The 26,963-nt window shown below is 60.1% G+C and carries 22 protein-coding genes; 15 read left to right on the top strand and 7 right to left on the bottom strand.

Annotated features, from left to right (window positions below):
• Positions 1-619: 619 nt before the first annotated feature.
• Entirely contained in the window at positions 620-1,465 is an 846-nt protein-coding gene (locus VGY55_13730) for a hypothetical protein (protein ID HEV2971028.1), read from the bottom strand.
• Between the two features lie 211 nt (positions 1,466-1,676).
• Between VGY55_13730 and ribB the strand changes: the two genes are divergently transcribed.
• From ribB to VGY55_13685, 9 genes are all read left to right on the top strand, one after another.
• Entirely contained in the window at positions 1,677-2,891 is a 1,215-nt protein-coding gene (ribB, locus tag VGY55_13725; protein HEV2971027.1) for a 3,4-dihydroxy-2-butanone-4-phosphate synthase, read from the top strand.
• Between the two features lie 152 nt (positions 2,892-3,043).
• Positions 3,044-4,084, top strand: a complete 1,041-nt coding sequence (locus tag VGY55_13720; protein HEV2971026.1) for a tetratricopeptide repeat protein — start codon at positions 3,044-3,046, stop codon at positions 4,082-4,084.
• A 362-nt stretch (positions 4,085-4,446) separates the two neighbouring features.
• The gene (ilvB, locus tag VGY55_13715; GenBank protein HEV2971025.1) at positions 4,447-6,219 is read left to right on the top strand and encodes a biosynthetic-type acetolactate synthase large subunit; all 1,773 of its coding nucleotides are present in this window, start codon (positions 4,447-4,449) and stop codon (positions 6,217-6,219) included.
• 224 nt (positions 6,220-6,443) lie between these two features.
• On the top strand, positions 6,444-6,998 hold the full coding sequence (locus VGY55_13710) for a TadE/TadG family type IV pilus assembly protein (protein HEV2971024.1): 555 nt from the start codon (positions 6,444-6,446) through the stop codon (positions 6,996-6,998).
• Between the two features lie 10 nt (positions 6,999-7,008).
• Positions 7,009-7,506 (top strand): TadE/TadG family type IV pilus assembly protein, encoded by a 498-nt coding sequence (locus VGY55_13705; GenBank protein HEV2971023.1) that lies wholly within the window; start codon positions 7,009-7,011, stop codon positions 7,504-7,506.
• A 24-nt stretch (positions 7,507-7,530) separates the two neighbouring features.
• The gene (locus VGY55_13700; GenBank protein HEV2971022.1) at positions 7,531-10,023 is read left to right on the top strand and encodes a pilus assembly protein TadG-related protein; all 2,493 of its coding nucleotides are present in this window, start codon (positions 7,531-7,533) and stop codon (positions 10,021-10,023) included.
• Positions 10,020-11,093, top strand: a complete 1,074-nt coding sequence (locus VGY55_13695) for a DUF1570 domain-containing protein (protein HEV2971021.1) — start codon at positions 10,020-10,022, stop codon at positions 11,091-11,093. The genes VGY55_13700 and VGY55_13695 overlap by 4 nt, the downstream gene beginning before the upstream one ends.
• 136 nt (positions 11,094-11,229) lie before the next feature.
• The gene (locus VGY55_13690) at positions 11,230-11,916 is read left to right on the top strand and encodes an ABC transporter ATP-binding protein (protein ID HEV2971020.1); all 687 of its coding nucleotides are present in this window, start codon (positions 11,230-11,232) and stop codon (positions 11,914-11,916) included.
• Positions 11,917-12,003: 87 nt separating this feature from the next.
• Positions 12,004-12,996, top strand: a complete 993-nt coding sequence (locus VGY55_13685; protein ID HEV2971019.1) for an ABC transporter permease subunit — start codon at positions 12,004-12,006, stop codon at positions 12,994-12,996.
• A gap of 3 nt (positions 12,997-12,999) precedes the next feature.
• On the opposite strand, the gene VGY55_13680 is transcribed toward VGY55_13685, so the two are convergent.
• The 5 genes from VGY55_13680 to lysS are packed head-to-tail and all read right to left on the bottom strand — an operon-like array spanning position 13,000 to position 18,715.
• Positions 13,000-13,881: a DNA adenine methylase gene (locus tag VGY55_13680; GenBank protein ID HEV2971018.1), complete on the bottom strand. Its 882-nt coding sequence runs from the start codon at positions 13,879-13,881 to the stop codon at positions 13,000-13,002.
• Positions 13,882-13,884: 3 nt separating this feature from the next.
• The gene (gene ilvE, locus VGY55_13675; protein HEV2971017.1) at positions 13,885-14,742 is read right to left on the bottom strand and encodes a branched-chain-amino-acid transaminase; all 858 of its coding nucleotides are present in this window, start codon (positions 14,740-14,742) and stop codon (positions 13,885-13,887) included.
• A gap of 1 nt (position 14,743) precedes the next feature.
• The gene (locus VGY55_13670; GenBank protein HEV2971016.1) at positions 14,744-15,577 is read right to left on the bottom strand and encodes an ABC transporter ATP-binding protein; all 834 of its coding nucleotides are present in this window, start codon (positions 15,575-15,577) and stop codon (positions 14,744-14,746) included.
• Complete coding sequence (locus tag VGY55_13665) at positions 15,570-17,186, bottom strand: ABC transporter permease (GenBank protein HEV2971015.1); 1,617 nt, start codon at positions 17,184-17,186, stop codon at positions 15,570-15,572. The genes VGY55_13670 and VGY55_13665 overlap by 8 nt, the downstream gene beginning before the upstream one ends.
• A 5-nt stretch (positions 17,187-17,191) precedes the next feature.
• Positions 17,192-18,715 (bottom strand): lysine--tRNA ligase, encoded by a 1,524-nt coding sequence (gene lysS, locus VGY55_13660; protein ID HEV2971014.1) that lies wholly within the window; start codon positions 18,713-18,715, stop codon positions 17,192-17,194.
• 339 nt (positions 18,716-19,054) lie between these two features.
• Here lysS and VGY55_13655 point away from each other — a divergent pair, with 339 nt between their 5' ends.
• From VGY55_13655 to VGY55_13645, 3 genes are all read left to right on the top strand, one after another.
• On the top strand, positions 19,055-19,423 hold the full coding sequence (locus VGY55_13655; GenBank protein ID HEV2971013.1) for a VOC family protein: 369 nt from the start codon (positions 19,055-19,057) through the stop codon (positions 19,421-19,423).
• A 2-nt stretch (positions 19,424-19,425) separates the two neighbouring features.
• Entirely contained in the window at positions 19,426-19,890 is a 465-nt protein-coding gene (locus tag VGY55_13650) for an SRPBCC domain-containing protein (protein ID HEV2971012.1), read from the top strand.
• A 209-nt stretch (positions 19,891-20,099) separates the two neighbouring features.
• Positions 20,100-21,155 (top strand): DUF1559 domain-containing protein, encoded by a 1,056-nt coding sequence (locus VGY55_13645; GenBank protein HEV2971011.1) that lies wholly within the window; start codon positions 20,100-20,102, stop codon positions 21,153-21,155.
• A 7-nt stretch (positions 21,156-21,162) separates the two neighbouring features.
• Here VGY55_13645 and VGY55_13640 read toward each other — a convergent pair whose 3' ends face one another.
• Positions 21,163-22,008, bottom strand: a complete 846-nt coding sequence (locus tag VGY55_13640) for a sulfite exporter TauE/SafE family protein (GenBank protein ID HEV2971010.1) — start codon at positions 22,006-22,008, stop codon at positions 21,163-21,165.
• A 129-nt stretch (positions 22,009-22,137) separates the two neighbouring features.
• On the opposite strand from VGY55_13640, the gene VGY55_13635 reads away from it, so the two are divergent.
• From VGY55_13635 to sixA, 3 genes are read left to right on the top strand one after another with little or no spacing between them, the layout of a single operon-like run.
• Complete coding sequence (locus VGY55_13635) at positions 22,138-25,473, top strand: hypothetical protein (protein HEV2971009.1); 3,336 nt, start codon at positions 22,138-22,140, stop codon at positions 25,471-25,473.
• Positions 25,474-26,436: a hypothetical protein gene (locus VGY55_13630; GenBank protein HEV2971008.1), complete on the top strand. Its 963-nt coding sequence runs from the start codon at positions 25,474-25,476 to the stop codon at positions 26,434-26,436.
• Positions 26,437-26,440: 4 nt separating this feature from the next.
• Entirely contained in the window at positions 26,441-26,929 is a 489-nt protein-coding gene (gene sixA / locus VGY55_13625) for a phosphohistidine phosphatase SixA (GenBank protein ID HEV2971007.1), read from the top strand.
• The last annotated feature ends 34 nt before the right edge of the window (positions 26,930-26,963 follow it).

Raw genomic sequence — 26,963 nt, 5'->3', positions numbered from 1 at the left:
CAATTGCATTCCGTCCCCCGAATCGCCGCAAAAGCGAACGGTAGCGTCTTCGAGTTGCACGACCGGTTTGACGGACTTCAGAGGCTGTGGGGCCTCGGTCTGCTGGATCATGGATGGATTTCCTTAATTCTCGTCGTATTCCGTGTGCGGCGGGCGACGTAAGCGCCGAATGGGCCTGGGCACAGTTCGCTCGCTGGAATGCTGGATCGCAGTTCGCCCGTAACGGAATTCAACAGAATCCCTCGGTTCCATCGCGAATCACGCCGCGGAATTCGCGCGAACTCGGATAAAAGGATCGGCCACAGAGCGCTGAGAGGGCGGTCGCGGCGGCGTGCGGGCATAGACGAGCGACCGCCAAGACACGGGTCTTGCGGATCGTCCGCAGATTCAATCGGATCGGCGTCGGCCGACCGTTCCGAAAAGCACCCACCTGCTGTGTTCACCGTAGCTCCCCGAAGAGACACGGCTCGGCGTTGCACGTGTTCAATAACGTCAATCGATCCAGTTGGCCGCCGCCGGTCTCACCGGTACCGCAATTATAAGCCATTTTAGCAAGTTTTTGCCACACTCCCAGACCTATTAAAAAGGCCCGATATTTCCAGGCATTTTCGCGTTGGAACTAGCCCTTTTCACCAGTTTCGTTGGAGGGACCGAAAAACTTGGTCAAATCGATACCCCCCCTTTGCTCTTCCTCGATCAACTTGATCCGCGTCTCCAGCCGCTCCATCCTCCGCAACATGCTCGGGATAATCTCGGGGCTGCGATCAATCGGTTCCAGCCTTGGCACTGCTGGATAGCCCAACTGGCGATGGAGGGCTGCAAACAATAGCAGCGGATCCTTGCGTCGATTGGCCCAAGCGATTCGTCCTTCACGCTCTCCAAATAATGCTGGCTTGCCCGCCTCGTCATCGGCCGTGAACCCCTGCCGCTTTCGGTCGTGCAAATAGCGCTCGCTACGGACATAGATCATATCGGCGAAGTCAATGATGCCGACCTGCCGGCGGACAGTAAGAATCCAATCGCGCCAGTCGGCCGTGAAGATCGGATCGCCAGCCACCGCGTCCAAGCCGCGGTCGTAGCCCAGCCGATTGCGGCAGAGACATTCGAATTGGTAGAGGAATATGCCCTGCGGGGTCGCTCCGGCTGCCCTATAATGCGACTCGCGCTCGAGAATTTTGAGCGCCACGCCGAGATCGAACTTGCCACTCTCATTCTCCGCTTCGGCAACCACAAAGGTTTGAAACGGCGTAAAATAATGGGCCAGCTTCGCCATTGCCGTGGAGAAAATCCCGATCAGCTTCAACTCGGCGGCCAGATAGTCCATCGCCATCGGCAGCCGGGTCGTGGCGAGAATCTCCTCCTTGATCGAGGTCAACAACTCTTGCACGGCCATATTTTGCCGCATCCGTTCCCCCAGCGTATGGAACAAATGGGCCTGTTCGACGTATTCCTCGCGCTCGAGCATGGGATGGCTATGCTACAGGTGTGACGTCGTAATTGTTCGAACTGATCGATGGTCGAACGCGAGACATACATCAATGCGAAGGCTTGAACGGCTTAAACATCCGAAGGATTCAAAGCTCAGTCCTTCACATCATTGCGCTCCAACCCCGACACAGCACTGCTGGCAACATAGGTGAGCGAACCTATAATGGTCAACAGGAGGAAGATTTGAGATGACGAGCCATTTTTCTACGATTGATGCCGCAGTCGCCGCCATTCGCCGCGGAGGTGTGGCGATCGTGGTCGACGCCGAAGACCGCGAGAACGAAGGGGATTTCATCGGAGCGGCCGAAAAGGCCACGCCGGAGATCGTCAATTTCATGATCACGCACGGCCGCGGGCAGCTTTGTATGCCGCTGCTGCCCGAGGTTTGCGAACGGCTCAAGATTCCCTTGATGTGTGAATCGAACACGGCCCCGTTGGGCACCTGCTTCACCGTGCCGGTCGATCATCGCACGTCGAAAACGGGAATTACCGCCCAGGAGCGGGCTCGCACCATTCGGTCCATTCTCGACCCAACCAGCAAACCGACGGATTTCGTCCGCCCAGGGCATCTTTTCCCGCTGGTGGCCAAGGAAGGGGGCGTGCTCCGCCGCGCGGGTCACACCGAAGCCGCGGTCGATCTCGCGCGGTTGGCCGGGTTGGCGCCGGCGGGCGTTCTGTGCGAAATCCTCGACGGCGAAGGAAATCGAGCGAATCGAAAGCTGCTGTTCGAGCTGGCCCGGCAGCACAGGCTCGAGATCATCTCAATCGAGGAACTGATCCGCTATCGCCGGGTGCGCGAGAAGCTCGTCTTTCGTATTGCCGAGGCCAAGTTGCCGACGCGGTATGGCCAATTCAAGCTGATTGCGTATGGCGTGAAATACGAGTCGCAGCAGCCCATCGTGCTGGTGATGGGTGATCCGACGAAAGCCGTCGCGCCGCTCGTCCGGTTGCACTCCTCGTGTTTCACCGGTGACTTGCTCGATTCGCTCCGCTGCGATTGCGGCGACCAACTTCATATGGCGCTCGACATGATCGGTCGCGAGGGCGCGGGCGTGCTGGTCTACTTGCCGCAAGAAGGGCGCGGCATCGGCTTGATCGAGAAAATCAAGGCCTACGAGCTTCAGGACGACGGGCTCGACACGGTCGAAGCGAATCTAGCCCTTGGCTTCAAGGCCGATACCCGCGACTACGGGATCGGGATTCAATTGCTGAAGGACCTCGGGCTGTCGAAGGTGCGGTTGTTGACGAACAATCCGAAGAAGACCGACGCCTTCATCTATGGCGGTTTTGACCTGGAGGTTGTCGATCAGGTGCCAATTCTGCCGCCGGTGCACGAGCACAACGCCCGCTATATCGCCACCAAACGCGAAAAGCTCGGCCATCATCTGCCGGAAGAATCCTGACGACCGGCAAGCGCCGCGGACTCCGGACGTTTCGCGCGACGAGCACGCCGACACGCGTTGCGTTTTTGCAACGTATGCTTCTCGGTCAGACTAAGAAGCCAAACGAGGCGAGTCGATCGCAATCATTCCGCGTGAGCACCGTCCGATTCAACATGCCGATCAATCGATTTGCCGCGTTGGCGATCGGCTGCCTGTTGGCGATTTCGGGATCGCAACCGGCGCACGCGGCGGTCGGTTTTCCCGATCCGTTGCCGCTTTCGCCGCTGGAATCGCGGATGCTGGCCGATCCGGTCGCCGGGCAGTTCCAACAATTCACACTGATCGAGGCGGCCCTGGTCGCCAGCGGCGTTGATCGGGCTGATGATCTCGAGCGCTATCGACAACGATACATCGAGTGGCGCGATCAAGCGCGCCAAATCTCGGAACACGAACAGTCGCCGGGGCGTCGGTCGGAGGCGCTATTCGAGTTCATGCACGGCGAGATTCTCACCGGTGGCTACGATCCGCGAGCCACCGAGCTGATGCGCGTTTTTGACGACGGCACATTCAACTGTGCGAGCGCTACGGTGATGTTCACCGCCTTGGCAACCGATTGCGGGCTGATCGTCCATGCCGTTGAACGGCCACGGCACGCCATGTGCGCGATGGTCATCGATGGCCAGCGGATCGACGTCGAAACGACTTGCCCGAATTGGTTCCAGCTTACCGCGGCAATGCGGCGTGAGGCAGAGCTAGCGGCGATCGCGCATAGCCGCGGCATCGGCCGGCCGACTGACCCCAGAGAAATACGCCCAACGGAACTCGTGGCCGTAATCTATTACAACCGCGGCGTCGATCTGCTGCGCGAGAATAGGTTCGCCGAGGCAGTTTCCGTCAACCTGCGCGCCTTGGCGCTCGATGCGGAGAATGAGACGGCCCACGGCAATCTGCTGGCGTCGATCAACAATTGGGCACTCGCCCAATGCGCTCACGGCGACTACCGCGCGGCCACGGATCTTTTGGCGCAGGGGCTCGACATCGCGCCCGATCACGAGCCATTTCACGCCAATCGGCGACATGTCTATCGAACCTGGATTCAATTTCTCGCGACCGCCGGACGCCAGCTCGATGCGCTCGCGGTGCTGGCCGCCGCTCGACAATCAGAACCGGATTCGCCCGTGTGGAGTTATTGGGCGGTCCGGTTGTCGCGATGAGGCGATCGAGATTTTACTTTCGTTCATTTCCGGCCGACGCAGGCTGAACCTTGGATCGCCATAGATTGTCGGCGCTGCTCATCAGAAAGATCAGTCCCAAGAGAGTCTACCAAAAACGGTTGTAAATCGTTCGCAAGTCTGGTTCATCGGACTGGCTCCTATTTGTGTGAGGAGACGAGTGGATCGTCGCATCAATCTAGCCGAAATCTGCCGAACCTTGCATCCGCACGCCGGTCGGGCGAAGGTCATTGCGATCCAAATGAAACCGCAGTCCCGTTGCCAGTCGCAACGCGGCGGCGTATCTTAGATGGTTTGGCGGTGTGGGTGCTGGAATTGTCTGTTTTCCGAGACGAGGTAAAAACGTGGCGACTGCGACCAAAACCCGCAATGCTAATCAACTTGTGACCGGTGCGGATGTTGTGGTCCAGTCACTGGTAAACCACGGCGTCGACGTGATCTTCGCCTATCCGGGTGGTGCGAGCATGCCGCTCCACCAATCGCTGACGCGCTTCAAAGACCTTCTCCGCACGATTCTACCGCGGCACGAGCAAGGGGGCAGCTTCGCCGCCCAGGGATATGCCCGCTCGACCGGGAAGCCTGGCGTCTGCATGGCCACGAGCGGCCCAGGAGCGCTGAATCTCGTCACCGCCATCGGCGACGCCAAGATGGACAGTATCCCGCTCATCGCGCTCACCGGGCAGGTGGGAACCCCGGTGATCGGCTCCGACGCCTTTCAGGAAACCCCGATCGTCGAAGTCTGCCGTGGCATCACAAAACACCATTATCTGGTGACCGATGTGAACGATGTCGCCCGCGTGATGCGCGAGGCGTTTCACATTGCCACGACCGGCCGGCCCGGTCCGGTGCTGGTTGATCTGCCGAAAAACGTGCAGCAGGCACAGGTCGTGCCCGACTACGACGTGCCAATGAACCTGCCCGGCTATCGCGTCGAAACGCGCCGCGCTCAGCCGGAGCAGATTGCCCAAGTCGCGGCGGCGATCAAGCGCGCGCGTCGGCCGGTGATTTATGCCGGCGGCGGTATTATCTTGAGCGGCGCCAGCGAAGAATTGCGAACGCTCGTTCACAAGACGGGCATCCCGATCACGACCACCGTCATGGGTCTCGGGGCGATTCGGTCGGACGACCCGCTCTGGCTCGACATGCTAGGGATGCACGGCAGCGTTTACTCGAACTACGCCGTTGACGGGGCCGATCTGCTGTTGGCCTTCGGCGTGCGGTTCGACGATCGCGTGACCGGCAAGAAGGAGGAGTTCGCCAAAAGCGCCTTCATCGTCCATGTCGATATCGACCCCTCTGAGATCAATAAGAATAAGGTGGTCCACATCCCGATTGTCAGCGATCTGAAATACGCGCTGGGCGAGTTAAATAAGATCGTCGAGCGGCCGGTCGCCGATCTTGCCCCCTGGCACCAGCAGATCGCCGAATGGAAGCGGAGCGATCCGTTCCATTACGACACATCGTTCGACGGCATCCTGCCGCAGCATGCCATCGCCGAATTGTCGCGGCTGACGCGCGGGGAAGACACGATCATCACCGTCGGCGTCGGCCAGCATCAGATGTGGGCCGCGCAGTTCTACAAGTTCATGCACCCTCGGACCTGGCTTTCCAGCTCCGGCCTCGGGACGATGGGCTTTGGTCTGCCTGCGGCGATGGGAGCGAAGGCGGCCCATCCCGACAAGCTGGTCGTCGATATCGATGGCGACGGCAGCTTCATGATGAACATCCAGGAATTGGCCACGTGCTATTGCGAAAAGCTGCCGGTCAAGGTGATGCTGCTCAACAATCAGCATCTCGGCATGGTCGTGCAATGGGAAGACCGGTTCTTCAAGGGAAATCGGGCGCATACCTATCTCGGCCCGATCGATCATCCCGAGGCGACTGGCGACGGGAATGGCCTTGGCCCTTCCGAGCGCTATCCCGATTTCGTCGCGATCGCCAAGGGCTTCGGCTGCGGGGCGCGGCAGGTGAAGAAGAAATCGGAACTGACCGACGCCCTGCGCGAGATGATCGCCTACGACGGGCCGTTCGTTCTCGACGTGGAGGTGCCCTACCAGGAACACGTGTTGCCGATGATTCCTGCCGGCATGACCGTGCGCGATCTGATCCGCGAGTGATCGCCGTTCGCAGAAGTTTCAAACTCTTTCGTACTTCGCACTTTGGCCTTCGTACATCGCCGAATCTCGACGGCGTTTGACGACATCTGTTTTGCGACCTAGAGTTCAGTCGCAGGATTCCAAATTGCCTCTTCCGGCAGTGTGCTTGTCGCGCTCGCGCGTGGTGGTCGTCCGTACGCGGAGCGCAAGGAGTACACTTCGGCGCTTCCCAACCAATCAGAGCGATGAACATTTCCGAAACAGTCCGAACGCACGGCAAATCGCGAGTCATGCAGCGTTCGCGGCTTCGCTCCGCCAAACGGCGGCGCGGGTCGGCCGTGGTCGAGGCCGCGTTTGTCATGCCGATCATGCTCACGCTGATGCTCGGCGTCTGGGAAGTCGGGCGAATGATCCAGATCAGCCAGATCATGGACAATGCCGCTCGCGAAGGCGCCCGAGTCGCCGCCGGCGGTTACGTCAATGGCACCGCCGTTACAGTCGCGACCGTCCAAACGGCAGTGCAGAACTATCTGACCGCCGCCGGCTTCCCCTCGGCCGCCGTCACCGGTTCCCAAGTCTCCGTGACTTGCCTGGCCACAACGGGCTGGACCGATCCCTATGCGGCGCTGCCGCTCGATCCGTTCACGGTGACGGTGACGATCCCCTCCGGCGCGGCGTTCAACAGCCTGCGGTGGAACTTGCTGAATCAGATCACCTCCGTCAATCAACTTTCGACGAGCGTTTACTGGCAATCGGCGAACAACTCACAAGTGACTGTGAGCACGACGCTCCCGTATTAGCGAGGCCGGAATGCGTGCAATTAGACTATCTCCGCACAAACGGCATCGTGCCCGGCGCCGCGCAGCCCGGCGCGGATCGACGCTGGTGCAGACGGCCATCACATTGCCGATGACGCTTTTGTTTCTATTCGGCATCCTGGAATACTCGCGCTACGTGATGCTGCTGCAAATCATGAACAACGCCGCCCGCGAGGGATGCCGCTATGCCGTGATGCACACCAATCCGGTTGTGCTCAATGGCACGACCTACGGCAACAACACGTCCGATGTGACGACCATCGTCACCAACACGCTCGCCGGCCAAGCGCTGGCGAGCCAAGCCGTTTCGGTCTATGGCTCCGACGCACTGGGGAATAATAACGGCAACGCTTGGCAAAGCACGCAATCCGGCCAATGGATCACGGTGAAAATCACCGGCAATTTCGCTTCCTTGTTGCCGACCTTCCTCCATATGGCCAGCACAATCCCCATCACTGCCGAATCGGTGATGCGCAGCGAAAGCAACTGAAGCCGACAAATCAAGGTGAACACCATGCGAAAGAATCATCGACGAAGGCGGCGCCAGGGGATCGTGTTGGTGCTGTTTGTCCTTACGCTGATCGCGCTGTTTTCGTTCCTGGCGCTGGCGATCGACCTGGGCTTGGTGGCAATGGCCCGCACGCAATGCCAGGCGGCGGCCGATTCGGCGGCGATGGCCGGGGCCCGCGCGCTCAATGGCTCGTCGGGGAATAACTACAGCAGCGCCTCGCCGGAAGCGATTGAGTCCGCCACCAACAATTCAATTCTTGGTAAGCAGGTGACCAGCGCCCAGACCACCATCAACATCGGCCGCTACACCTACGACACGTCGACCAAGCAGTTTGAAGGAGAATTCCCAGGTCCTTCGACCGACAATTGGACCCTGGTACAGGCCCAGGTCACGGCCAATATCACGGGGCAATTGGCATTTTCCAAGATTTTCAACTTCACGCCGGCCAGCATCACGACCTATTCGACCGCGGTGCATCGCCCGCGCGATATTGCCGTCGTCATGGACTTCACCGGCTCAATGCGGTTTTCGAGCCTCACCGGCGCGCCGTACTATGGCGACCGTTCGTCGAACAATCCCGACAGCAATTATCCCACGTGGGGCGCCTATTCGAGTGCATCGGCCGGAATGCAGGCCACGACGTTCACCTCTCCGTTTGACGCCGCGAACCTTACGACGACCACGACGGACGGCCATCCGCCCGTCTGCGCTGACTTTTATCAGGACTCCAGCGGCACCGCGGCGTTCACCACCGCTTCCAGCACCTACGCGACCACTCCGGCTGGCGACGCGCCGCTCAAGACCAGCAAGAACACCAGCAGCACGTACGCGCAAACGCTGGCCCAGGTGCTCAATATCGCCAGTCCCGGCAACTCAACTCGCGACGCCACATACGAATCCAGCGGCTATGCGGCTTACAGCATGACGTCGGGCTGTTCGCGCTATGTGCAGGGACCGGGCTATTACGGCAAGACGTTCTTCAGTTGGCCACCCGATCCGACCAACGGCAGCGATGGCACGACCAACGATTGGCGCAAGCGGTATTTCCTCTACCACGGTACCAACACCGCGATGGATGACAACTCAAAGCTCTGGGACGGCAGCGGCAATTGGCAACAACCCGGCAGCTCGACTTACGATATCAACTACACGGCGATCTTGAATTGGATCAAAAACATCGGCCCTAACCCGTTTCCTTCAACGATGCGTTCGGGACGGATCGTCTACTACACGACGATCCCCAGCAGCATCAATACATCGGCGAATCCGCCGACCAATCTCGACGAGCGGTTCTGGAAGGATTACATCGACTATTGCCTTGGGCTGATTGATAACAACGATGGCACGTGGCAGACGCTCGTCGACGGCAATACCGGGCTGGCCGGCTACGGCGCGGATTATTCCTGGGGCACGGTCAAGATCACGGCCAAGAGCAGCTTGAGCGGGTCGCCAAAACCATTCATGCACTACGGCGACAACCCGCTTCGTCCAAAGCTGCATTTCTGGTTCGGTCCGCTGTCGATGGTCGATTTCCTCGGCAATTATAACATTTGGTACAACGTCAACCCGTCTTGCTCGCGGTACGATTGGTGGCCAGGAACCTGCCACGAATCCCCTTTGTATGCCTGCAAGCTGGGTATCCAGGCGGCATTGACTGACATCTCGAATAATCATCCCAACGATATGGTGTCGCTGATTTTCTTCAGCACGCCAAGGTCCGATTCGAGTGAAAATGACGACACGCGATTCAACCGTGTCCGCGTGGGCTTGGGTCGCAGTTATTCCAATATGATCGAGTCGCTTTGGTATCCGCCATCGACTGTCGGTAACTCCTCCGCGACGGTCACGCCCTACGATTCCAATAATATCGAAGTGCCGCGCGCGACCGGTGGCACTTGTTATGCCTATGCGCTGATGTTGGCTTACAACCAGTTCAGCGCCAACACGACTTTGACGAGCTACAGCACCGGCCAACCCGCCGGCGACGCCGGCGGGAACGGTCGAAAGGGCGCTCAGAAAATCGTCATCTTCGAGACCGACGGCGCTCCAAACACTACGGCCACCGCGTCGTTCAGCAATAATGGCGCCTATAATTCGTATTACAAAGTGCGCTACAACTATGGTAGCCCATCGGGCAGCGAGTTCCCTTCGGGAATCAATGGCTACAGCAACAACGATCCGTCGGTCGTCACGCCGATCAACAGCGTCTGTACCCAATTGGCGGCGCTCGATTCGGCCAGTTCGCCAGGATACTCGACCGCCTCCAAGCCGCTCTTGATCCATTGCATTGGGTTTGGGCCCTATTTCGATCCCAGCGATCCGTCGGCGGCGGCGAACACGGCTACGCTCAATGGCATGGAGGTCATCGGCAACGTCAACGACGGAATGCCAAGCTATAAGATCATCAACGGCAATCAAACGCAAATGGTCTCCGGGCTGCAACAGGCCTTCACCAAAATCCTTCAAAGCGGTGTCCAGATATCGTTGATCCAATGAGAGCAATGCTCGTCAGTTTCCTCTTGTGGACGGCCTGGAATCGGGCGCCAGCCGCGGAACCGCCGCGCTTTACGATCGCGGCAGTCGTCGGAGGACGGTTCGTCGAAGGTGCGCCGCTGACCTGGGCCGACGACCACGTGCGCCTTTTGTCGCGCGACGGGCAATTGTGGGACTTCTCACCTTCCGGCGCGGGAAACTACCGTCAGACCTCCCCGGATTTCAAGCCGTACGCGGCTGGGGAACTTAAAGAGCGACTGGAAGCGGAGTTCGGAGGTCGGTTTGAGTTCCAAACGACGGACCACTACGTCGTGGGCCATCCAGTCGGGCAGGGGCAGGTGTGGCCCGACCGCTTCGAGCAAATGTACGCGCAATTCGTGGAATACTTCAAAGTGCGCGGGGTTTCGATACGCAGGCCGGAATTTCCATTGGTCGCGACGGTGTTCACCGATAAGGACGACTTTTTGCACTATTGCGTTGAAGAGGGTGTCGCGCTGCCGCAAGGGGCGGTCGGTTATTACCTCCCGCGAACGAATCGCGTCGCAGTTCTCGACATCGGGGCCGGCAAAACCACCACTTCCGATTGGCGACATGGCGCCCCGACCGTGGTCCACGAAGCGGCCCATCAGGTCGCCTTCAATCTGGGAATTCACAACCGCTTCGTGCTGCCGCCGCGCTGGTTGAGCGAAGGAATGGGACTGTTATTCGAGGCCCGCGGCGTGTGGGACGCCAACGACTATCCAGACCAAAGCCATCGTATCAATCGCGCAAGGCTTCGACAGTTTCGTCAGTATCTGGCCCGCCGACGGCCGGGAGCAATCCAGCAGTTGATCGCGTCCGATATCCGATTTGAACAAGACACATTGGCCGCCTTTGCCGAGTCCTGGGCGCTTACGTTCTATTTGACGGAAACGGAGCCCGCCAGCTATGCGCATTTCCTTAGCAAGACAGCGTCGCATGCGGCGTTCGCCCCCTACCCGGCTCCGCAGCGCATTGCCGATTTCACGTCGACATTTGGCGACAATTGGACTTCGCTCGACGCGGGATTCTTGAAATTCATGGAACGGCTGTAGCGGATTCGTTTCACCTCTAAGCAACGGCGGCGGAATGCGATTTGCACAAGAAAAAACCGCGGTTCGTTTTGAAGACATCACTAAAGTCTTCTCGACCCGGCTATTTGGCCGAGGCGGAGTGAGGGCCTTGGACGGCGTGAGTCTTTCGATTTCGGCCGGCGAGGTCTTTGGCCTGATTGGCCCGAACCGCGCCGGCAAGACGACGCTGGTCAAGATTCTGCTTTCGATCTGCCGCCCAACATCCGGTCGAATCTGGCGGCTCGGGCGACATTGGAAGGAGCGGAGCACATTGGCCCGCGTCGGATATGTCCACGAAAGCCAGGCATTTCCGCGCTACCTTACCGCCCAAAACCTCTTGGAGTACTACGGGGCGCTTTCTCGGCAACCGGCAGTGATCGTGCGCCGCCGGGCTGGCGAGTTGCTCGAGCGTTTCGGACTGGCTGACCGAAGCCGCGAGCCGATCGCCCGATTCAGTAAAGGGATGTTGCAACGGCTGGCCCTGGCCCAGGCGCTCGTCAACGATCCGGAATTACTCGTGCTCGACGAGCCATCGGAAGGTATGGACGTCGCCGCGCGGCGGCTCCTGCACAATGTGATTCGCGAACGGCAACAGAGGGGGCACACGGCGATTCTGGTGTCGCACTTGCTTTCCGACGTCGAGCGGCTTTGCGACCGCGTCGCGGTGCTGCAGGGCGGCCGCGTCGGCTTCATCGGTCACGTCGCCGACTTGAAAGGCGAAATTGTCGATGGCACGCAAGATCAGCCGTCGCCATCGTCGTTTGAAGATGCCCTCGAACCGTTTTACGCGGGGGCGCAACCGTAGCGCGATCCCGGTGTCGAGACTCCCTGAACCAACTCCGGTTCGCAAGCGAACCGGCTAACGAACGACCTCTGAAATTCGACCTCCGCCATGTCCACCATCCGCTGGCTCATTCGCGACACGTTCCGCCAATCGCTCGCCTACGGCATCTTCTGGATTCTGCTGGCCGTCAGCGTGCTGACGATCGGCGTTTGCCTGAGCGTGAAGATCGAAGGATCGTCGGCGCTGGCCGCCCCTGGCGAGAATCCGGATTTTCTGCCCAAGAGTGTTCCGGACGCCAAAGATGCTGCCAAGCTCAAGCAATCGGGCGTGGCGGTGGTAGGCGGCGACTTGACGCTGGCCTTCGGCGCGATCCGAATTCCACTCGAACGCGACGATCGCCACGCAGTCCATTTCCTGCAGTTGCTCCTTGCCGGCGGTGTCGCCGACACGCTCGGGCTGCTGCTCACGCTCATCTGGACCGCCGGCTTCCTGCCCGGATTCCTCGATGGCCGCAGCGTCAGCGTACTGTTGGCCAAGCCTGCGCCGCGCTGGGTGCTGCTGGCCGGAAAATACCTTGGCGTGCTGGCGTTCGTGCTGTTTCACGCCACCTTGTTCGTCGGCGGCACATGGCTGGCGATCGGGCTGCGGACCGGCATTTGGGATGCAACGTACCTGTTCGCGATTCCGCTGCTGCTGCTGCATTTCGCGGTGTTCTTCAGCGTCTCGCTGTTGCTGGCAGTCTGCACGAGGAGCACGGTTGTGTGCGTGTTCGGGTCGATTCTATTCTGGTGCGTCGCCTGGGGGATGAACTACGGGCGACATGCGCTGGCCGCCAGCGCGCAGTTAATGCCCGACGGCCATTTTTCATCGTCCGTCAACTGGCTTGTCGATCTAGGCTATTGGATTCTGCCCAAGCCAGCCGATTTCGGCATGCTCCTCTACAACGCGCTCGGCGCGAAGGACTTCTTCGGCCCGGTCTTCGACATGCAGTCGCTCTCCGCCCACGGCTTCTCGATCTGGCTCTCCGTGCTGACCTCGCTGGCCTTCACCGGCTACATCCTCTTCGCCTCGGCCAGAAAGTTCGCGGCGACGGATTATTGAGCATCAATAGGTCAGCAACAGGCGGTCCGCGACGATTTCGCTCTCCAACGTCTTTCCGCCCATCTGAAAGCGCCGCAGCATTGACCGACCGCAATTCACGAACACTTCTCGTTTGAACAAGCCCTCTGGAATAGAAATGTTGCAGGATGTACTTCCAGATCGTTTCGTTCCGTCGATGCTGAGCACGACATAAACCCCGCGGGACTTGCAATCTCGAATAGACTCAAGCAGATTCGCAAGATCGAAGGCCTGCGCGCCATAAAGGATTGCCTGGCTATCGCGGTAAGGCGGGTCGCAATAAACGAGGTCCCCATTCGCCGCACCGGCCATTGCCTCCCGAAAGTCCGTCACGCGAAATTCGGCGCCAGCGGTCCGCTTCCGCCATTCTTCTACTCGGCGTGCGAACGCCTGCGGTTTGATCGGCGCATGAATTCCGCAGGGTGTTGACATGTAGCCGTCCGCCTTGCGGAATCTAACTACCCCGCCGTAGCACGACCTGCACAGAAAAAGCAAGTCGGCCGCATTTGGCGAAGCATTGTATGAGGCCTTGATCTTCTCGTATTCCGCGACCTTGTCACCGGCCGTCAACGCTTGCCAACGCTCGGAATACCACTGATTCAACCTCGCAGGGTCGGTGTGCAGCGTCTGCCAAATCTCAACCAAAGGGCGAAAAACGTCTGATCCGACCGCGCGACGCGGCGCCAAAGTCGCAAGCACGGCGGCGCTGCCCAGAAACGGCTCGAAATATGTTCCAACGCTGGCCGGAAAGAATGAAACAATTTCAGGTGCGAATCGCTGCTTGTTTCCAATCCATTTCAGGAGTTGAGCGCGGCATTTCTGAGGCCGGCGTGATCGTCCCTCGCCGAAATCGAGAAGCCGCTGCATCATTTACGCCCGCGTCAGTGTACGGAATCGCTCGATTAGATCCCGCGTAATGGGGCCTGGCTTGCCGTCGCCGATGCGACGGTCGTCGAGTTTTACGACCGGGATGATTTCGGCGGCCGAGCCGGTCAGGAAGCATTCCTCCGCGATATAGACATCGTGCCGCAGCAGCGGGACTTCGCGCACCTGGCGGCCGGTCTCGCGGGCCAATTCGATCACGGCGTCGCGGGTGATCCCTTCGAGAATGCCGGCATCGAGCGGAGGGGTGAGGAGGACGCCGCCGCGGACGAGGAAGATGTTATCGCCGGTGCACTCGGCCACTTCCCCTTTGTGGTTGAGCATCAGGGCTTCGATGCAGCCGGCTTTCAACCCCTCGATCTTCGCCAGGATGTTGTTCAAATAGTTGAGCGATTTGATCCGCGGGCTGAGCGCAGCGGGATGATTTCGGGTGGTGCTCGCCGTGACGATCTCCAAGCCGTTGCGATAGAACTCCTCGGGATAGAGCGTGACGTGATCGGTGATGACGATCACCTGCGGATCGCTGGTCCGATTGGGATCGAGTCCCAGCGTGCCTGCCCCGCGGGTAACAATCAGTCGAATGTAGCCGTCGCGAATCTTGTTCATGGCGAGCGTATCGTTCACCGCTTTCGACATCGCCTCGCGACCGATGGGGATTTCGAGCCAGATGGCGCGGGCGGAGTTCCAGAGCCGATCGAGGTGCTGGTCGAGCCGAAAGACCTTGCCAGAATAGCTTCGCATCCCCTCGAAGACGCCGTCGCCGTATAAGAGACCGTGATCGAAAACGCTGATTTTGGCGTTCTCGCGGTCGACCAGCTTGCCGCTGATGTAGATTTGCATGAGCAAATTATAGGCTTTCGACCCGCCCGGCGGCGAGTCGGACAACGCGATCAGCTTCGGCGGCGATGGCCGTGTCATGCGTCACCATGACTATAGAGAGGTTCTGAGTGCGGTTCAAGGTTCGCAAGATTCTCAGGATTTCTTTGCCGGTTTCCACGTCTAAATTGCCGGTAGGCTCGTCGGCCAACAGGACCTTCGGACCGGAAATGAGCGCTCGCGCGATCGCTGCGCGCTGCATCTCGCCACCGGACAGTTCACGCGGACGGTGCTTGAGCCGATGCGAAAGCCCCACGAGTTCCAGCAGCTCGCGGGCGGCCTGAACGTGCTCCCGGCGTCGGCGTCGGTAGCTCCAGATTCCGTGACGGATCATCAACGGCGAGAGGACGTTTTCGAGCGTCGTTAATTCCGGCAGGAGGTGATAAAACTGGAAGATCATTCCGAAGCAAGTATTGCGCAGCCGATCGCGCTGAGCGGCGGGAAGATTGTCGATTCGCTGGCCGTCGAAATGGACTTCGCCGGAAGTCGGCGCATCGAGCGTGCCGAGCAGGTGCAAGAGGGTGCTTTTGCCGGAACCGCTTTGACCGATAATCGCCAGAAACTCCCCAGAGCGAACTTCAAGATCGACCCCCGCGAGCACCGGAATCTCGACTGGTCCCTTGCGGTAGTTTTTCTTGAGGGAAATCGCGGCCAGTTCGGCCGGAGCGAGCGGACGTGGGATAACCGGGTCAATGGCCGCCGCCGCATCTCCCACTTGGAACGATTCTAGAGCAACGTGGGGCCCGCCGCTCGATGGCGGGCGACGGGCAGTTTCAATCGCTCGCAGCCGCAGATACTCACTCATAGCGCAAGGCCTCCACGGGGTGCAGCGTCGCCGCGCGCAGGGCCGGCAACACGCTGGCCAATACGGCGATCAACAATGCACCGACCACGATCCAGCCGACCGTGAACGGGTCGACGATGGTCGGAATCTTGTAAAAATAATAGATCGACGGGTCGAACACTTTCTGTCCGGTGATCGCCTCCAGCGCGCTGCGAATCGTGTTGATGTACCGCACGAACAGCAGTCCAATCACGCAGCCAACTCCTGAGCCGACGATCCCCAGCGACAGCCCATAGGCCAGAAAGATGCCCAAAATGCCGCGAGCCGACGCCCCGAGCGATTTCATGATGCCGATGTCGCGGGTCTTCTCGACGACGATCATGAAGAAGGTCGCCAGGATGCCGAAGCCCGCCACCGCGATGATCATGAACAACAGGATATTGAGCACGGCGCTTTCCATCTGCACGGCCGCCAAGAGCGGGCCTTGCTTGTCTTGCCACGTGGAAATGAGATAACCGGGAAATGCGGCGCGCAGCTTGTCGCGCACCGCGTCGGCGTCGGCGCCCGGCTTGAGCTTGATCTGGATCGATGAGACGTTCGCCACTCCGGTCTGCGGATCGATCATTCCGCGCAGCTCTTGCAGCTTGCGGATCGGCACGAAGACGAAGCTGCCGTCGTATTCGCTCATCTTGCTTTCGTAGAAATCGACGACCGTGAAGCTGCTATGGATCACCTTGGGCGGAACGCCCGCATTGGGAAAGGTCACGATGACATCATCGCCCGGCAGCAGGAGAAAATGATCGGCCCCGTCTTTCTCGCGCACGCTCGCCAGCGCGATGCCCATGATGATGCCCGTGAATTGCTCGCCGGCCGGATCGGGTCGCTTGTCGGACTCTTGCGAGTGGGCCTTCCGAAATGGATCAATCGGCGAGACGGCCGTTGAGATATCGCTGGATGCGCGATTCGATTCTTGCGGCCCAAGTTGTTCCGGCGGCACAGTGGACTTGCCCGAACCGTCGGCCGTCTCGAATGGATTGATTGGAGTCTTCGTCGCCTCTCCTCTCGGGCGCGCAAGCTCCTCCCACCGCCGCTGCTGATCGAGCCGATATTGCCGCCATTTCCATCCGGCTGTTTCCATGTCGGTCCGTAGCGGCGCTTCCGGCCCCATTTGATGATCGCGCGTGTCGTAGCCGCCGTCGCGCAGATCGAACGAAAGCTGCTGCCGGTTGAGCGGATGTTGGAGGTATTTGCCGAAATCACTCACCTGGGAATGCGTTCGCTCGTCGATGCCGATGAACATGATCTGCCGCGTGCTGTATTGCCCGCCAAATTGGAAGCTGAGCATGGCCGGCACATGGACGGTCGGGGTCATCCCTTCGATCGAGTCGCCGGCAATCGCTTGAATCCGCTGCATGTGCCAATCGGCGTCAGGGAAGCCCTCCAAACCGTAGTGCTCGAACACGACGTCCGAAAGGATTCCGTGGATGCGGTTGCGCATCTCATGGGTAAAGCCGGCCATGACGCTGTTGACCACGATCATCGTGGCCACGCCGAGCATCACGCTGACGATCGACGCCAAGGCGATGTATCGAGTGCGCAGATACCGCCAGCAAAGCAGGAATTTGTACATGAGCTTTACGTCTCCGGCCGCAGCAACGGGAACAGGATCACATCTCGAATCGTCTGCGAGTTGGTGAGCAGCATGATCAGGCGGTCGATGCCGATGCCCAGCCCACCGGCTGGCGGCATGCCGTGGCGGAGGGCGCGGACGAAATCGTGGTCCATCTTGGCCATCGACTCTTCCGCCGCCAGCCCCTGCAACTGCGTTCGGAAAAGGTGTTCTTGCAAGTCGGGATCGTTCAGTTCCGTATAGGCATTGGCGATTTCCATCCCTTGCACGTACAGCTCGAACCGCTCGGCGACCGCCGGATTGTCGCGCTTGCGTTTCGTGAGCGGGCAGATGCTGGCCGGATAGTCCATGACGAATATCGGACCCGAAAGCTGGTCTTCGACCCGCTCCTCGAAGACTTCACTCTTGATCACGTCCGGATGCTTGTCGGCGGTGTTGAATCCGATCTGCTCGGCCAGCGCGCGCACGGCGGCCTGATCGCTCGCGGCGACTCCGGTGACGTCCGCAAAAAGCTCGTCGTATGTCCGGCGGGCGAAGGGGGGCGTGAAGTCGATCGTTTTCTCGCCCCAGGGGAGTTTCAGCGCTTGCCCGGTCGCGCGAATCGCTTCGACAATTACCCGTTCGGTCAGGTCCATCATCGAGCGGTAGTCGCCGTAGGCCTGATACAACTCGAGCATAGTGAACTCGGGATTGTGCCGCGGGCTGATCCCTTCGTTCCGGTAAACTCGGCCGAGTTCATAAACCCGCTCCATGCCGCCGACCATCAACCGCTTGAGGTGCAATTCCAGGGCAATCCGCAGATAGAGCTTGAGATCGAGCGCGTTGTGGTGCGTGATAAAGGGGCGCGCCGCCGCGCCGCCGGCGATCGAATGCAGCGTCGGACCTTCGATCTCGACGAAGCCCTCTCCCGTGAGCGTCTTGCGGATCGACTGCACGATCTTAGTGCGGTCCAAGAACCGCCGGAGCACCCCTTCCCCATGAATCAGGTCGAGGTATCGCATCCGCTGCCGCAATTCGGGATCGGTCAAGCCATGATGCTTGTCGGGGGGCGGCTCAAGCGACTTGGTCAGAAAGTGCAAGCCGTCGGCAAAGATCGTAAGTTCGCCCTTTTGCGTATGCTTGAGTTCGCCGTCCACGCCGATAATGTCGCCAAGATCGAAGCATTGCGCGACGGCCCAGTTGGCGTCGCCGACTTGCTTCTTGCCGATATAGAGTTGGACCTGTCCCGACCAATCGCGAATATCGAGGAAGATCAGCTTCCCCGTATCGCGCATCAAGACGATCCGGCCGGCGGCGCGGACTCGCGGGCCGTGCTGCTCGCCTTGCCGGCCTTCCGTGCCGGGGGGCGGGGGCGAGACCACGATTTCCGACTCCCGCCGCCGAATCTCGCCGATGGACTGATGGCCGTCGAATCGGCTTCCCCAGGGGTCGATCCCAAAACCTTCCAGCCGCCGGATCTTCTCGCGGCGGGCCGCGACGAGCATCGCATGCGTATCGCCGTGGTCAGCCTGTGGGGAGTCGCTCGTCATCGCCCTCTACTCGCATTAACCTCAAGAATCGCAACATTTTAGTGAAAGCCGCTGGGGGGTCAATGTCAGCTTGAATTGGGCGGATTTCCGAGAAAAACCACCGGCCGGAGTGTCGAAAAAAACCTACGTTTTCTCATTCACTGTGGTGGGTTTGCGGCGGGTGCGGGTTCACGGGGCCTGATTGGTCTGCATGCTTGGGGCACGATCCGTCGCCGCTGGCTCCGGGTTAATCGATTCGTCCATCCGCGGCGACTGCAAGCGATCGACCACGAACGATCACAAATCGAATTGACCGCGTAAGGTGGGATGCGGAGTTTGTCACCAGGCGGGACGATTGGCATGACCATCCGAAGTCCGGGTTTGTACTGCATCGAGCTACGAACGGCCCAGTGGGAGAACAGCGTCCGCTGGTATCGCGAGGCGTTGGGCCTGCGCGTGATGGTCCGCGTCGTTGAAGAGGGATATGCCCTGCTGGAAGCCGGCGAAACGCGGCTGGCCCTGATCTCTCGCCGCAGCCCCGGACCGGCGAGCGCCCGCTGGAGCCTCGGCTTTGAAGTGGATAGCCTGGAGGCGGTGACCGATCGGCTCACGCGGGCCGGCTCGCGCGTTTCGCGCCCCGAGCGCGATCCCGAGGGCTTTCGGGCGGTCGTGACCCACGATCCGGACGGCAACACCGTGCGGCTATTCTGCTGGCCTGATAAGATCTAGAAATGCCCGCGTCTCCACTCACATTCGGCGGCACGGAAATGTTTTCGGTGCCGCCAAAGCGATTATTCGCCGCGCTCACCGATCTCGGCCAGCTTTCCAAGACGATTCCAGATTTGGTCTCATCCGAGCAAATCGACGAGCGAACGCTGCAGTGCGTCGTTCGGCCGGGCTTCTCGTTTCTTCGCGGCACGCTGAGGTTGACGATTTCGCTCGTTGACACCCGCCCGCCCGAATCGGCGACGATGACCGCGGCGGCCGCCGGGATCGGCGCCCAGATTCTAGTGGCGAGTGACCTGCAAATCGTCCCTACGCCAGCCGGGAGCCAGCTCACTTGGTCGGCGAGCATTGTCGAACTCAAGGGTCTAGTCGCTACCATTAGCCGCCCGCTAATCTCCGCCGCGGCAGAGCAGGTCGTCCAAAATGCGTGGCAGCGGGTCCATGCCGAACTGGATGCGCCACAGTCGTAGGTCAGGCGCCCTCGCCTGACTCAATCAGCGGCAACCGCCCGATCGCGATCGCGAAGAATTCGGCCGGGCATAAGATTTCAGTTGCAATGCCGATTGGCTTTGGCATAGAATCCAGTTGTGCAAGGCGGTTCGAGAATCCGGGCGTTGATCCTCAGATTGATCTGGATTGCTCGATTGAAGAGGCAGGGGTCGGCCAGAGGAGCATCTCCATGAAACGAATTTACTTGCGTCCCGTGGCAGGCCGCCGCTTTGCGGCCGGTTTTACATTGGTCGAATTGCTAGTGGTGATCACGATCATCGGCATTCTGATCTCACTGTTGTTGCCGGCGGTGAATGCCGCGCGTGAAGCTGCGCGGCGGACTCAATGTCTCAATAACCTACAGAATCTGGGAAAGGCGAGTTTGAACCACGAGGCCCAGTATGGTTTTCTGCCGGCCGGTGGGTGGGGATACTCGTGGATTGGCGATCCGGACCGTGGGCATGACGTGAAGCAACCCGGCGGGTTCTTTTACAACCTCCTGCCGTTCCTCGAACAACAGCCTCTTTGGAGCGCTGGCAGTGGGACCAGTGACGCGACTAAGGCAATTGCGGTGGCCAAGGCGGCGGCGACGCCGCTCGTAATGTTCACTTGCCCAAGCCGCCGAAGCCTCGCCGCGCGGCCATATACCGATTCAGGTTTCACGGTTGGAGGATTGACAGCCACGATTACTTCGTCGCAGCTTCCCTTAGCAGGAAAGACCGATTACGCGGCAAATGGAGGCGACAATTATCCAATGCAAGCGTTCGCGGGCCCGTCGACGCTTTCCCAGGGGGATTCGGCAGCTACGAGTTTTTGGCCGGCGGCGACATCCGGCGTTTGCTATTGCCGCAGCACGATTAAGATGGCTCATATCACCGACGGCGCGAGCGTCACTCTCCTAGTGGGAGAGAAATACCTTAGCTCCGACGACTATGATAGCGGCCTCGACACCGGCGCCAACAACTATGGCGGCGACAACGATGGCTGGGATTGTGGTTTCGACGCTGACGTGAATCGGTTCGTCTTCAATCCATCGACGACGGCTGCCTCGAACACGAATCCACCCAAGATGGATACCATTGCTGTCAAATCGAACTGGAATTTCGGCAGCCCGCATTCCAGCGGGTTCTGTGTTTCGTTTTGTGATGCCCACACGATGGTGCTCAATTTCTCGATCGATCTGCAAACGCTGGCTAACTTGTGCAACCGTTCCGACGGTGCGGCGATCGACGATAGCAAGCTGTGAGTTCGATCTATCCGCGAAACTGGCGGTAGAAGTAATACGCGGCTAGCGAAAAACCGATCGCCACGACCACTCGGCGGACGATTGCCCGATTAGAGCGCTGCGCGATTCGCGAGCCGAGGAATCCGCCCACGATGGTTGCCGCCATCATCGGCAAGCAGAGTCGCCAATCGACGACGTTGCCGATGACGAATACTGCGGCTGCGACTGCGTTGATCGAAGTGGCCAACACATTCTTAACGCCGTTCATCACATGAATATCGGCTAGCCCCATCAGTGCCAGCGCGCTCAGCATCAGGATGCCTATCCCCGCGCCGAAATAACCGCCGTATAACGCGACGAGCAATTGGAACGCGAGGATCCCCGCCAGCCGTGGCCAGGTAGGGCGCTCGTGTGGTACGCCGACCTTGATCCAGCGGGTGATCCGCGGTTGAAGCGCGAACAGGATCGCGGCAAACAGAATCAACCACGGAACGAGCGCCTCGAAGGTCTCCTTTGGCAATCGCGTGACCAGCAGCACTCCAGTCAGGCTGCCGACGACGCTCGGCGCCAAAAGCAATAGAAACCACCGACCGGCCTTACGGAACTCACCCCGATATTCCCAAGCGGCTACCGCCGATCCGGGCAAAAGTGCGACCGTGCTGGTGCCATTGGCCAGTACTCCGACCCCCTTTGCGAGCACGGCGGAACTCGGCGAGGCAGCGAGCGCCGCCATGAGCGCGGGGAACGTCAGCAACGTGCCGCCGCCAGCCACGGAATTCACCATCCCGGCTAACAGGGCCGTCGTGCAGAGGAGGATTTCATTCCACATCGCCAGGCATTCCGATTGGTTGCCGACGCTGGCAGCGTCGCCCACGTGGCCGATGCTGCGAGCGTCGGATTCTTCAGTTCAAACACTCATCTAGGGCTTCTACCGATAAATCGGCTAGAATTCGCGCCTCCGACTATAACCAGCGGGTCATCCCTTGCATAAGGTGAAACCTTCATGTCTGGTCACGGACGACTACAATGCCGTGTTGCCGAAGGGCGAAGTCTGATTTCGCTGACCAAAATTCTTTGGATCGCGGCCCTGACGCTCGCGCTCATTGCCAGCCGTGCAACGGCTGAGCCGGCGGTCCCCGCCGATAGTCCGCCCGACCCGCCGCCGGGCAATCCGATCGGTCTCGTCGCCCGGCCGGACGCCTGCATCAACGACGTGACATTTATTGATGCGAAACGGGGCTGGGCAGTGGGCGACTGGGGCGTCGTCTGGCACACGGCGGATGGCGGGGGGCATTGGGAGCAGCAGTCATCCGGCGTTGATTGCCGCTTGGAATCGGTGCAATTCGTTGATGCCGAAAACGGCTGGGCCGCGGGCGGATCCACGCTCCCCTACATGCTGGTTTCGACAGGTGCAATTCTGCGCACGACCGATGGCGGGCAACATTGGAAGCAGCTTGAAAAACTGCTTATGCCCAGAATCCATTGCATCAAGTTTCAAGATTCAGCGCACGGTTGGGCGATCGGAGCACCGTCCGTATTGTACCCCGGGGGCATATTTTGCACTGAGAATCATGGCCGCGAGTGGACGCCGATCAACGCTCCACCGAACTATGAGGGAGGCGAAGACATTTCCGGATGTGATTTCACTTCAGCAGGAATTGGGAAAATCCTTTCGGTCGAAGGCAAAGTCGGCCTGCTCGACGCAAGACAGGCGAAATCGCTGTTTAACATCGATCAAGGCGAGTTCGCTGGTCCGAGATATGTTCCATCGCGACGATTGAAGCTGTCGGGCCCCGATATCGAGTGGATCGTTGGTGATGACGGGCAGGTTTATCGGAACGACGAACGATCGGAAAGGCGAGACGGTCGGCCAGTTGGCCAAGTTGAATTGTCAATCGGCGAGCAGCAGCTCGGTTTCAATTTCACTGGCCTTGCTGTTCGTGGCGCCAAAGTATGGATCGCCGGTTCGCCCGGCTCGGTCGTTTTTCATTCCGACGATGACGGCAAGTCGTGGAATGTGCAATCGACCAGGCAAATGTTGCCGATCAATTCGCTTTGTTTTGTAGACGACGATCATGGCTGGGCAGTCGGCGCGCTTGGGACGATTCTGGCCACCGATGATGGCGGGCAGACTTGGCGTCGGCAACGCGCCGGGGGAGATCATCTCGCGCTGTTGGGAATTTTCAGCGAAGCCGGGGACGTGCCGCTGGAATTGTTCGCGAAGGCGTCGGCGAGTGACGGCTATTTGAGCGCCGTCGAGCTGCTCAATCGCCGGGACTTGGAATCGCCTTCGCGCAACGACGCGACGCTTGCCGCGCGAGCCAACGAAGCGCTCGTCATGCTCGGCGCCCAAGGTGTGAACTCCGAATCGAGATTTCCGCTGCGGCAGCGCGGACTGGATATCGCAGTGGAAAAAACGACCGCCGTTTGGGACCAGATCGCTGGCGGCAAGGGGCTGGATCAACTCGAAGCGCGATTGGTTCGCCAAATCCGAACTTGGCGCCCGGAGGTCGTCGTCGTATCCGATGTCGATGAACACACCGATTCGGTTCGCCAACTTCTTCAGCGCGTCACACTACAAGCGATCGACCACGCCGCTGACCAAAAGTACGGCGTAGCCGCAAATCTCCCTCTCCCTCTGGGAGAGGGCCGGGGTGAGGGCGAAGCGCCGTCAATCGCTGCTTCCCCTCACCCTAACCCTCTCCCAAAGGGAGAGGGGACCGGAAACTCCGATGCATGGCACGTCAAACGCGTATATGCGGTCGTGTCGGCGGGTCAATCGAGTGCGATCAATATCACCAGCAGCCAACTCGCCCCGCGGCTCGCCTGCTCGCTGGCCGAAGCGACATCCGCGCCGCGCGGGGTGTTGTTCGACGAGTTCTCGTCGGCCCCCGAGGCCGTCAGTTTTCGCCAGTTGCGGACCGACGAACGATCGAGTTCGCGGACCGGCGATCTCTTTGTCGGTCTCAATTTGCAGCCGGGCGGCGGAGCGCGGCGAATGCTCGCCGAACCGACTGGCGAGGCGATCGATGCCTTGCGCCGCACCGCCACTCAACGCCACAATCTGCAAGCGATCCTCAAACACTCAACCGATTCGTCGAATCGCTGGCTCGCTCAGATTGGCCCGCTCACGGCGAATCTCGACGAATCGAGCGCCGGCGAACTCCTCTTTCAACTCGGCTGGCAATCGTATCACACGGGCCAATGGGAGGCCGCCGAGCAGGCCATGGAATTGCTGAGCACGCAATACCCGCACCATCCGCTAACGCCCTCGGCCCGGCTTTGGCTCCTGCAATACTACACTTCGACAGTCGCGGCCGATCGAACCGGCGCGGCGAAGTTGCCGAATCTTACGGCCGTCTTGCCAGCGGTGGCAAATCTGCCGATCGACTCACGAGCGAAATCGGAAGTGAAACTTGCGACCGCGGTCGAAGCTCCGAACGGCGGTCCGATCAGCGCCGCTGCGGAATCGACCTCGCATACGGTGCCACCCGCCGCCGGCAGCGATCCATTCCGCAAGGATGCAGCGGCCGAGCTGGCGGTAGAACTGGGTCGCCAGATCGAGCGGGCTGATCCCGCACTTTTTGCCGAGCCGGCGGTTCGATTCCCGCTTGCCGCCGCATACCGAAAGCTCGGTCTGGCGCGCGACGCCGAGCGTTGCCTGTCAAATGCGCGCTTCGGCCCGCACGACGCCTGGTGGATATGTGCCGAAGGAGAGTACTGCCTCGCGCAGAATCGCGGCATGCCGCCGAAAAGCGTCTGGAAATGCGCACCGGCAGTAACGCGGCCGCGGCTGGATGGAATTCTTGACGATGCGGTTTGGCAAAAAGCTCAGCCGGTCGAACTCCATAGCGCCATACATGACGATGCCGATTGGCCTGCCTCGGCGATGATGGCCTACGATCAGCAGTTTCTCTATTTGGCGGTCCGCTGCCGAGAAGCGGCCGAGACCGAGTATCCTCCCGCCGACGGAGTTCGGCCGCGAAACGCCGATCTTGGCCGCCGCGACCGGATCGACTTGCTGCTCTCGCCCGATCGGGATTATGCCACATGGTATCGGATTTCGATCGATCACCGTGGCTGGGTGAATACGAACTGTTGGGGCAGCGCCAGTTGGCGTCCAAATCTCTTTGTCGCCGCGGCGACGGCCGATGGCGCCTGGACCGCTGAAGCGGCCATTCCCTGGAGCGAACTCGTCGATCGGCCTCCGACCAACCGGCGGCAGCCCTGGACCGCCAACATTCAACGGATAATTCCCGGTGTCGGCTTCCAAAGCTGGTCGCAACCGGCGACAATCGGAATCCGTCCCGAGGGTTTCGGTTATCTGGAATTCGATTGAATGCATTACCTCATCGGCACCGACGAAGCGGGCTACGCTCCCAATCTCGGGCCGCTGGTGATCTCGGCCACGACCTGGGAAATCGACGATCGGATCGACGACGATCGGCTTTATGATTCGCTCGGCGACGTGGTCTGCGTTTCGCCGCGCGATGCTCACGCGGCGCGCGTGGCCTGGGCCGATTCGAAAGCGCTTTACAGCCCCGGTCAAGGACTGGCGGCGCTCGAGCGCGGGATGTTGGCTGCGCTCGCGCTGATCGACGTGATGCCTACCGACTGGCGAGGCCTTTGGCAGACGCTCGACAAAGACGCCGCCGCGCGTTTGGAGTCTGTCCCGTGGCATCTTGGATTTAACGCCGAATTGCCACTGGCGGCCGATCTCGCCGACTTTGGTCCGCTTGTCGCCGCAATTGATTCGGGCTGCGCGACGGCGGGAGTGCGATTAGTGAGTGTTGCCAGCAAAGCCATTTTTCCCGAGGAATTCAACGAGCTGGTGGAACGGCACGGCAACAAGGCCGAGGTCCTTTCGCGATTGACGCTCGAACTGATTGGTCGCGCGATGGACCGGCTCGCAGTGCTGCCGATACGAATCTTGTGCGACAAGCATGGTGGGCGGAATCGCTACGGCCGACTATTGCAGCAGCAGTTTTGCGAGCGGCTGGTCGAGGTCCGGGACGAGGGGCCGATCGAGAGCGCCTATGCCTGGGGACCGGAAGCAGCTCGCGTTGAGGTCCGCTTTCGCATTGGGTGCGAGAGTTTCTTGCCGGTAGCGCTGGCGTCGATGGCCTGCAAGTATCTCCGCGAGGCGGCCATGCTGGCGTTCAATCGCTTCTGGTGCCAGCGGATGCCGGAATTGCGTCCCACCGCCGGCTATCCGACCGACGCCAAGCGATTCAAGCACCAGATTAGCGCGCTTCAGTCGGAATTAGGCATCGACGACGGACTGCTCTGGCGCGTGAGGTGAGAAGATGCTGCTCTACATCGTTCGCCATGCTTGGGCCGAGGTGCGCGACGTCGAGCGCTTTCCGGACGACGATTTGCGGCCACTAACCGGCGATGGCAAGAAGCGCTTCGGCCGGATGATGGCGCGGCTCACTGTCGGCGGGTTCCGGCCAACGCGGATTGCCACCAGCCCGCTCATCCGCTGCCGGCAAACGGCAGAACTAATCGTCAATCATCTATCCGATCCAGCGCAACTTGTGGAATTGGATGAATTGCGCCCTGGCGCCGAACTTAAGCAGTTGATCGACTGGAGCGCCGGACAAACGGATGAAGCAATCGCCTGGGTTGGTCACGCTCCGGATGTTAGTGAATTGACCGCCGCGCTCGTCGGCGATTGTACAGCCACGATCCGCTTTGCCAAAGGAGCGGTGGCCGCGATCGAATTCGACCGCGAAATCGCTCAGGGCAAGGGCGAACTTAATTGGCTGGTGACGGCCAAAATTCTGGGCGTCTAAATCGGCGCGAAAAGCGATTTCAGGCACTAGCCAG

It is taken from the genome of Pirellulales bacterium (assembly GCA_035939775.1).
Taxonomy (GTDB): Bacteria; Planctomycetota; Planctomycetia; order Pirellulales; family DATAWG01; genus DASZFO01.
This window is presented reverse-complemented; position numbering and strand designations above follow the sequence as displayed.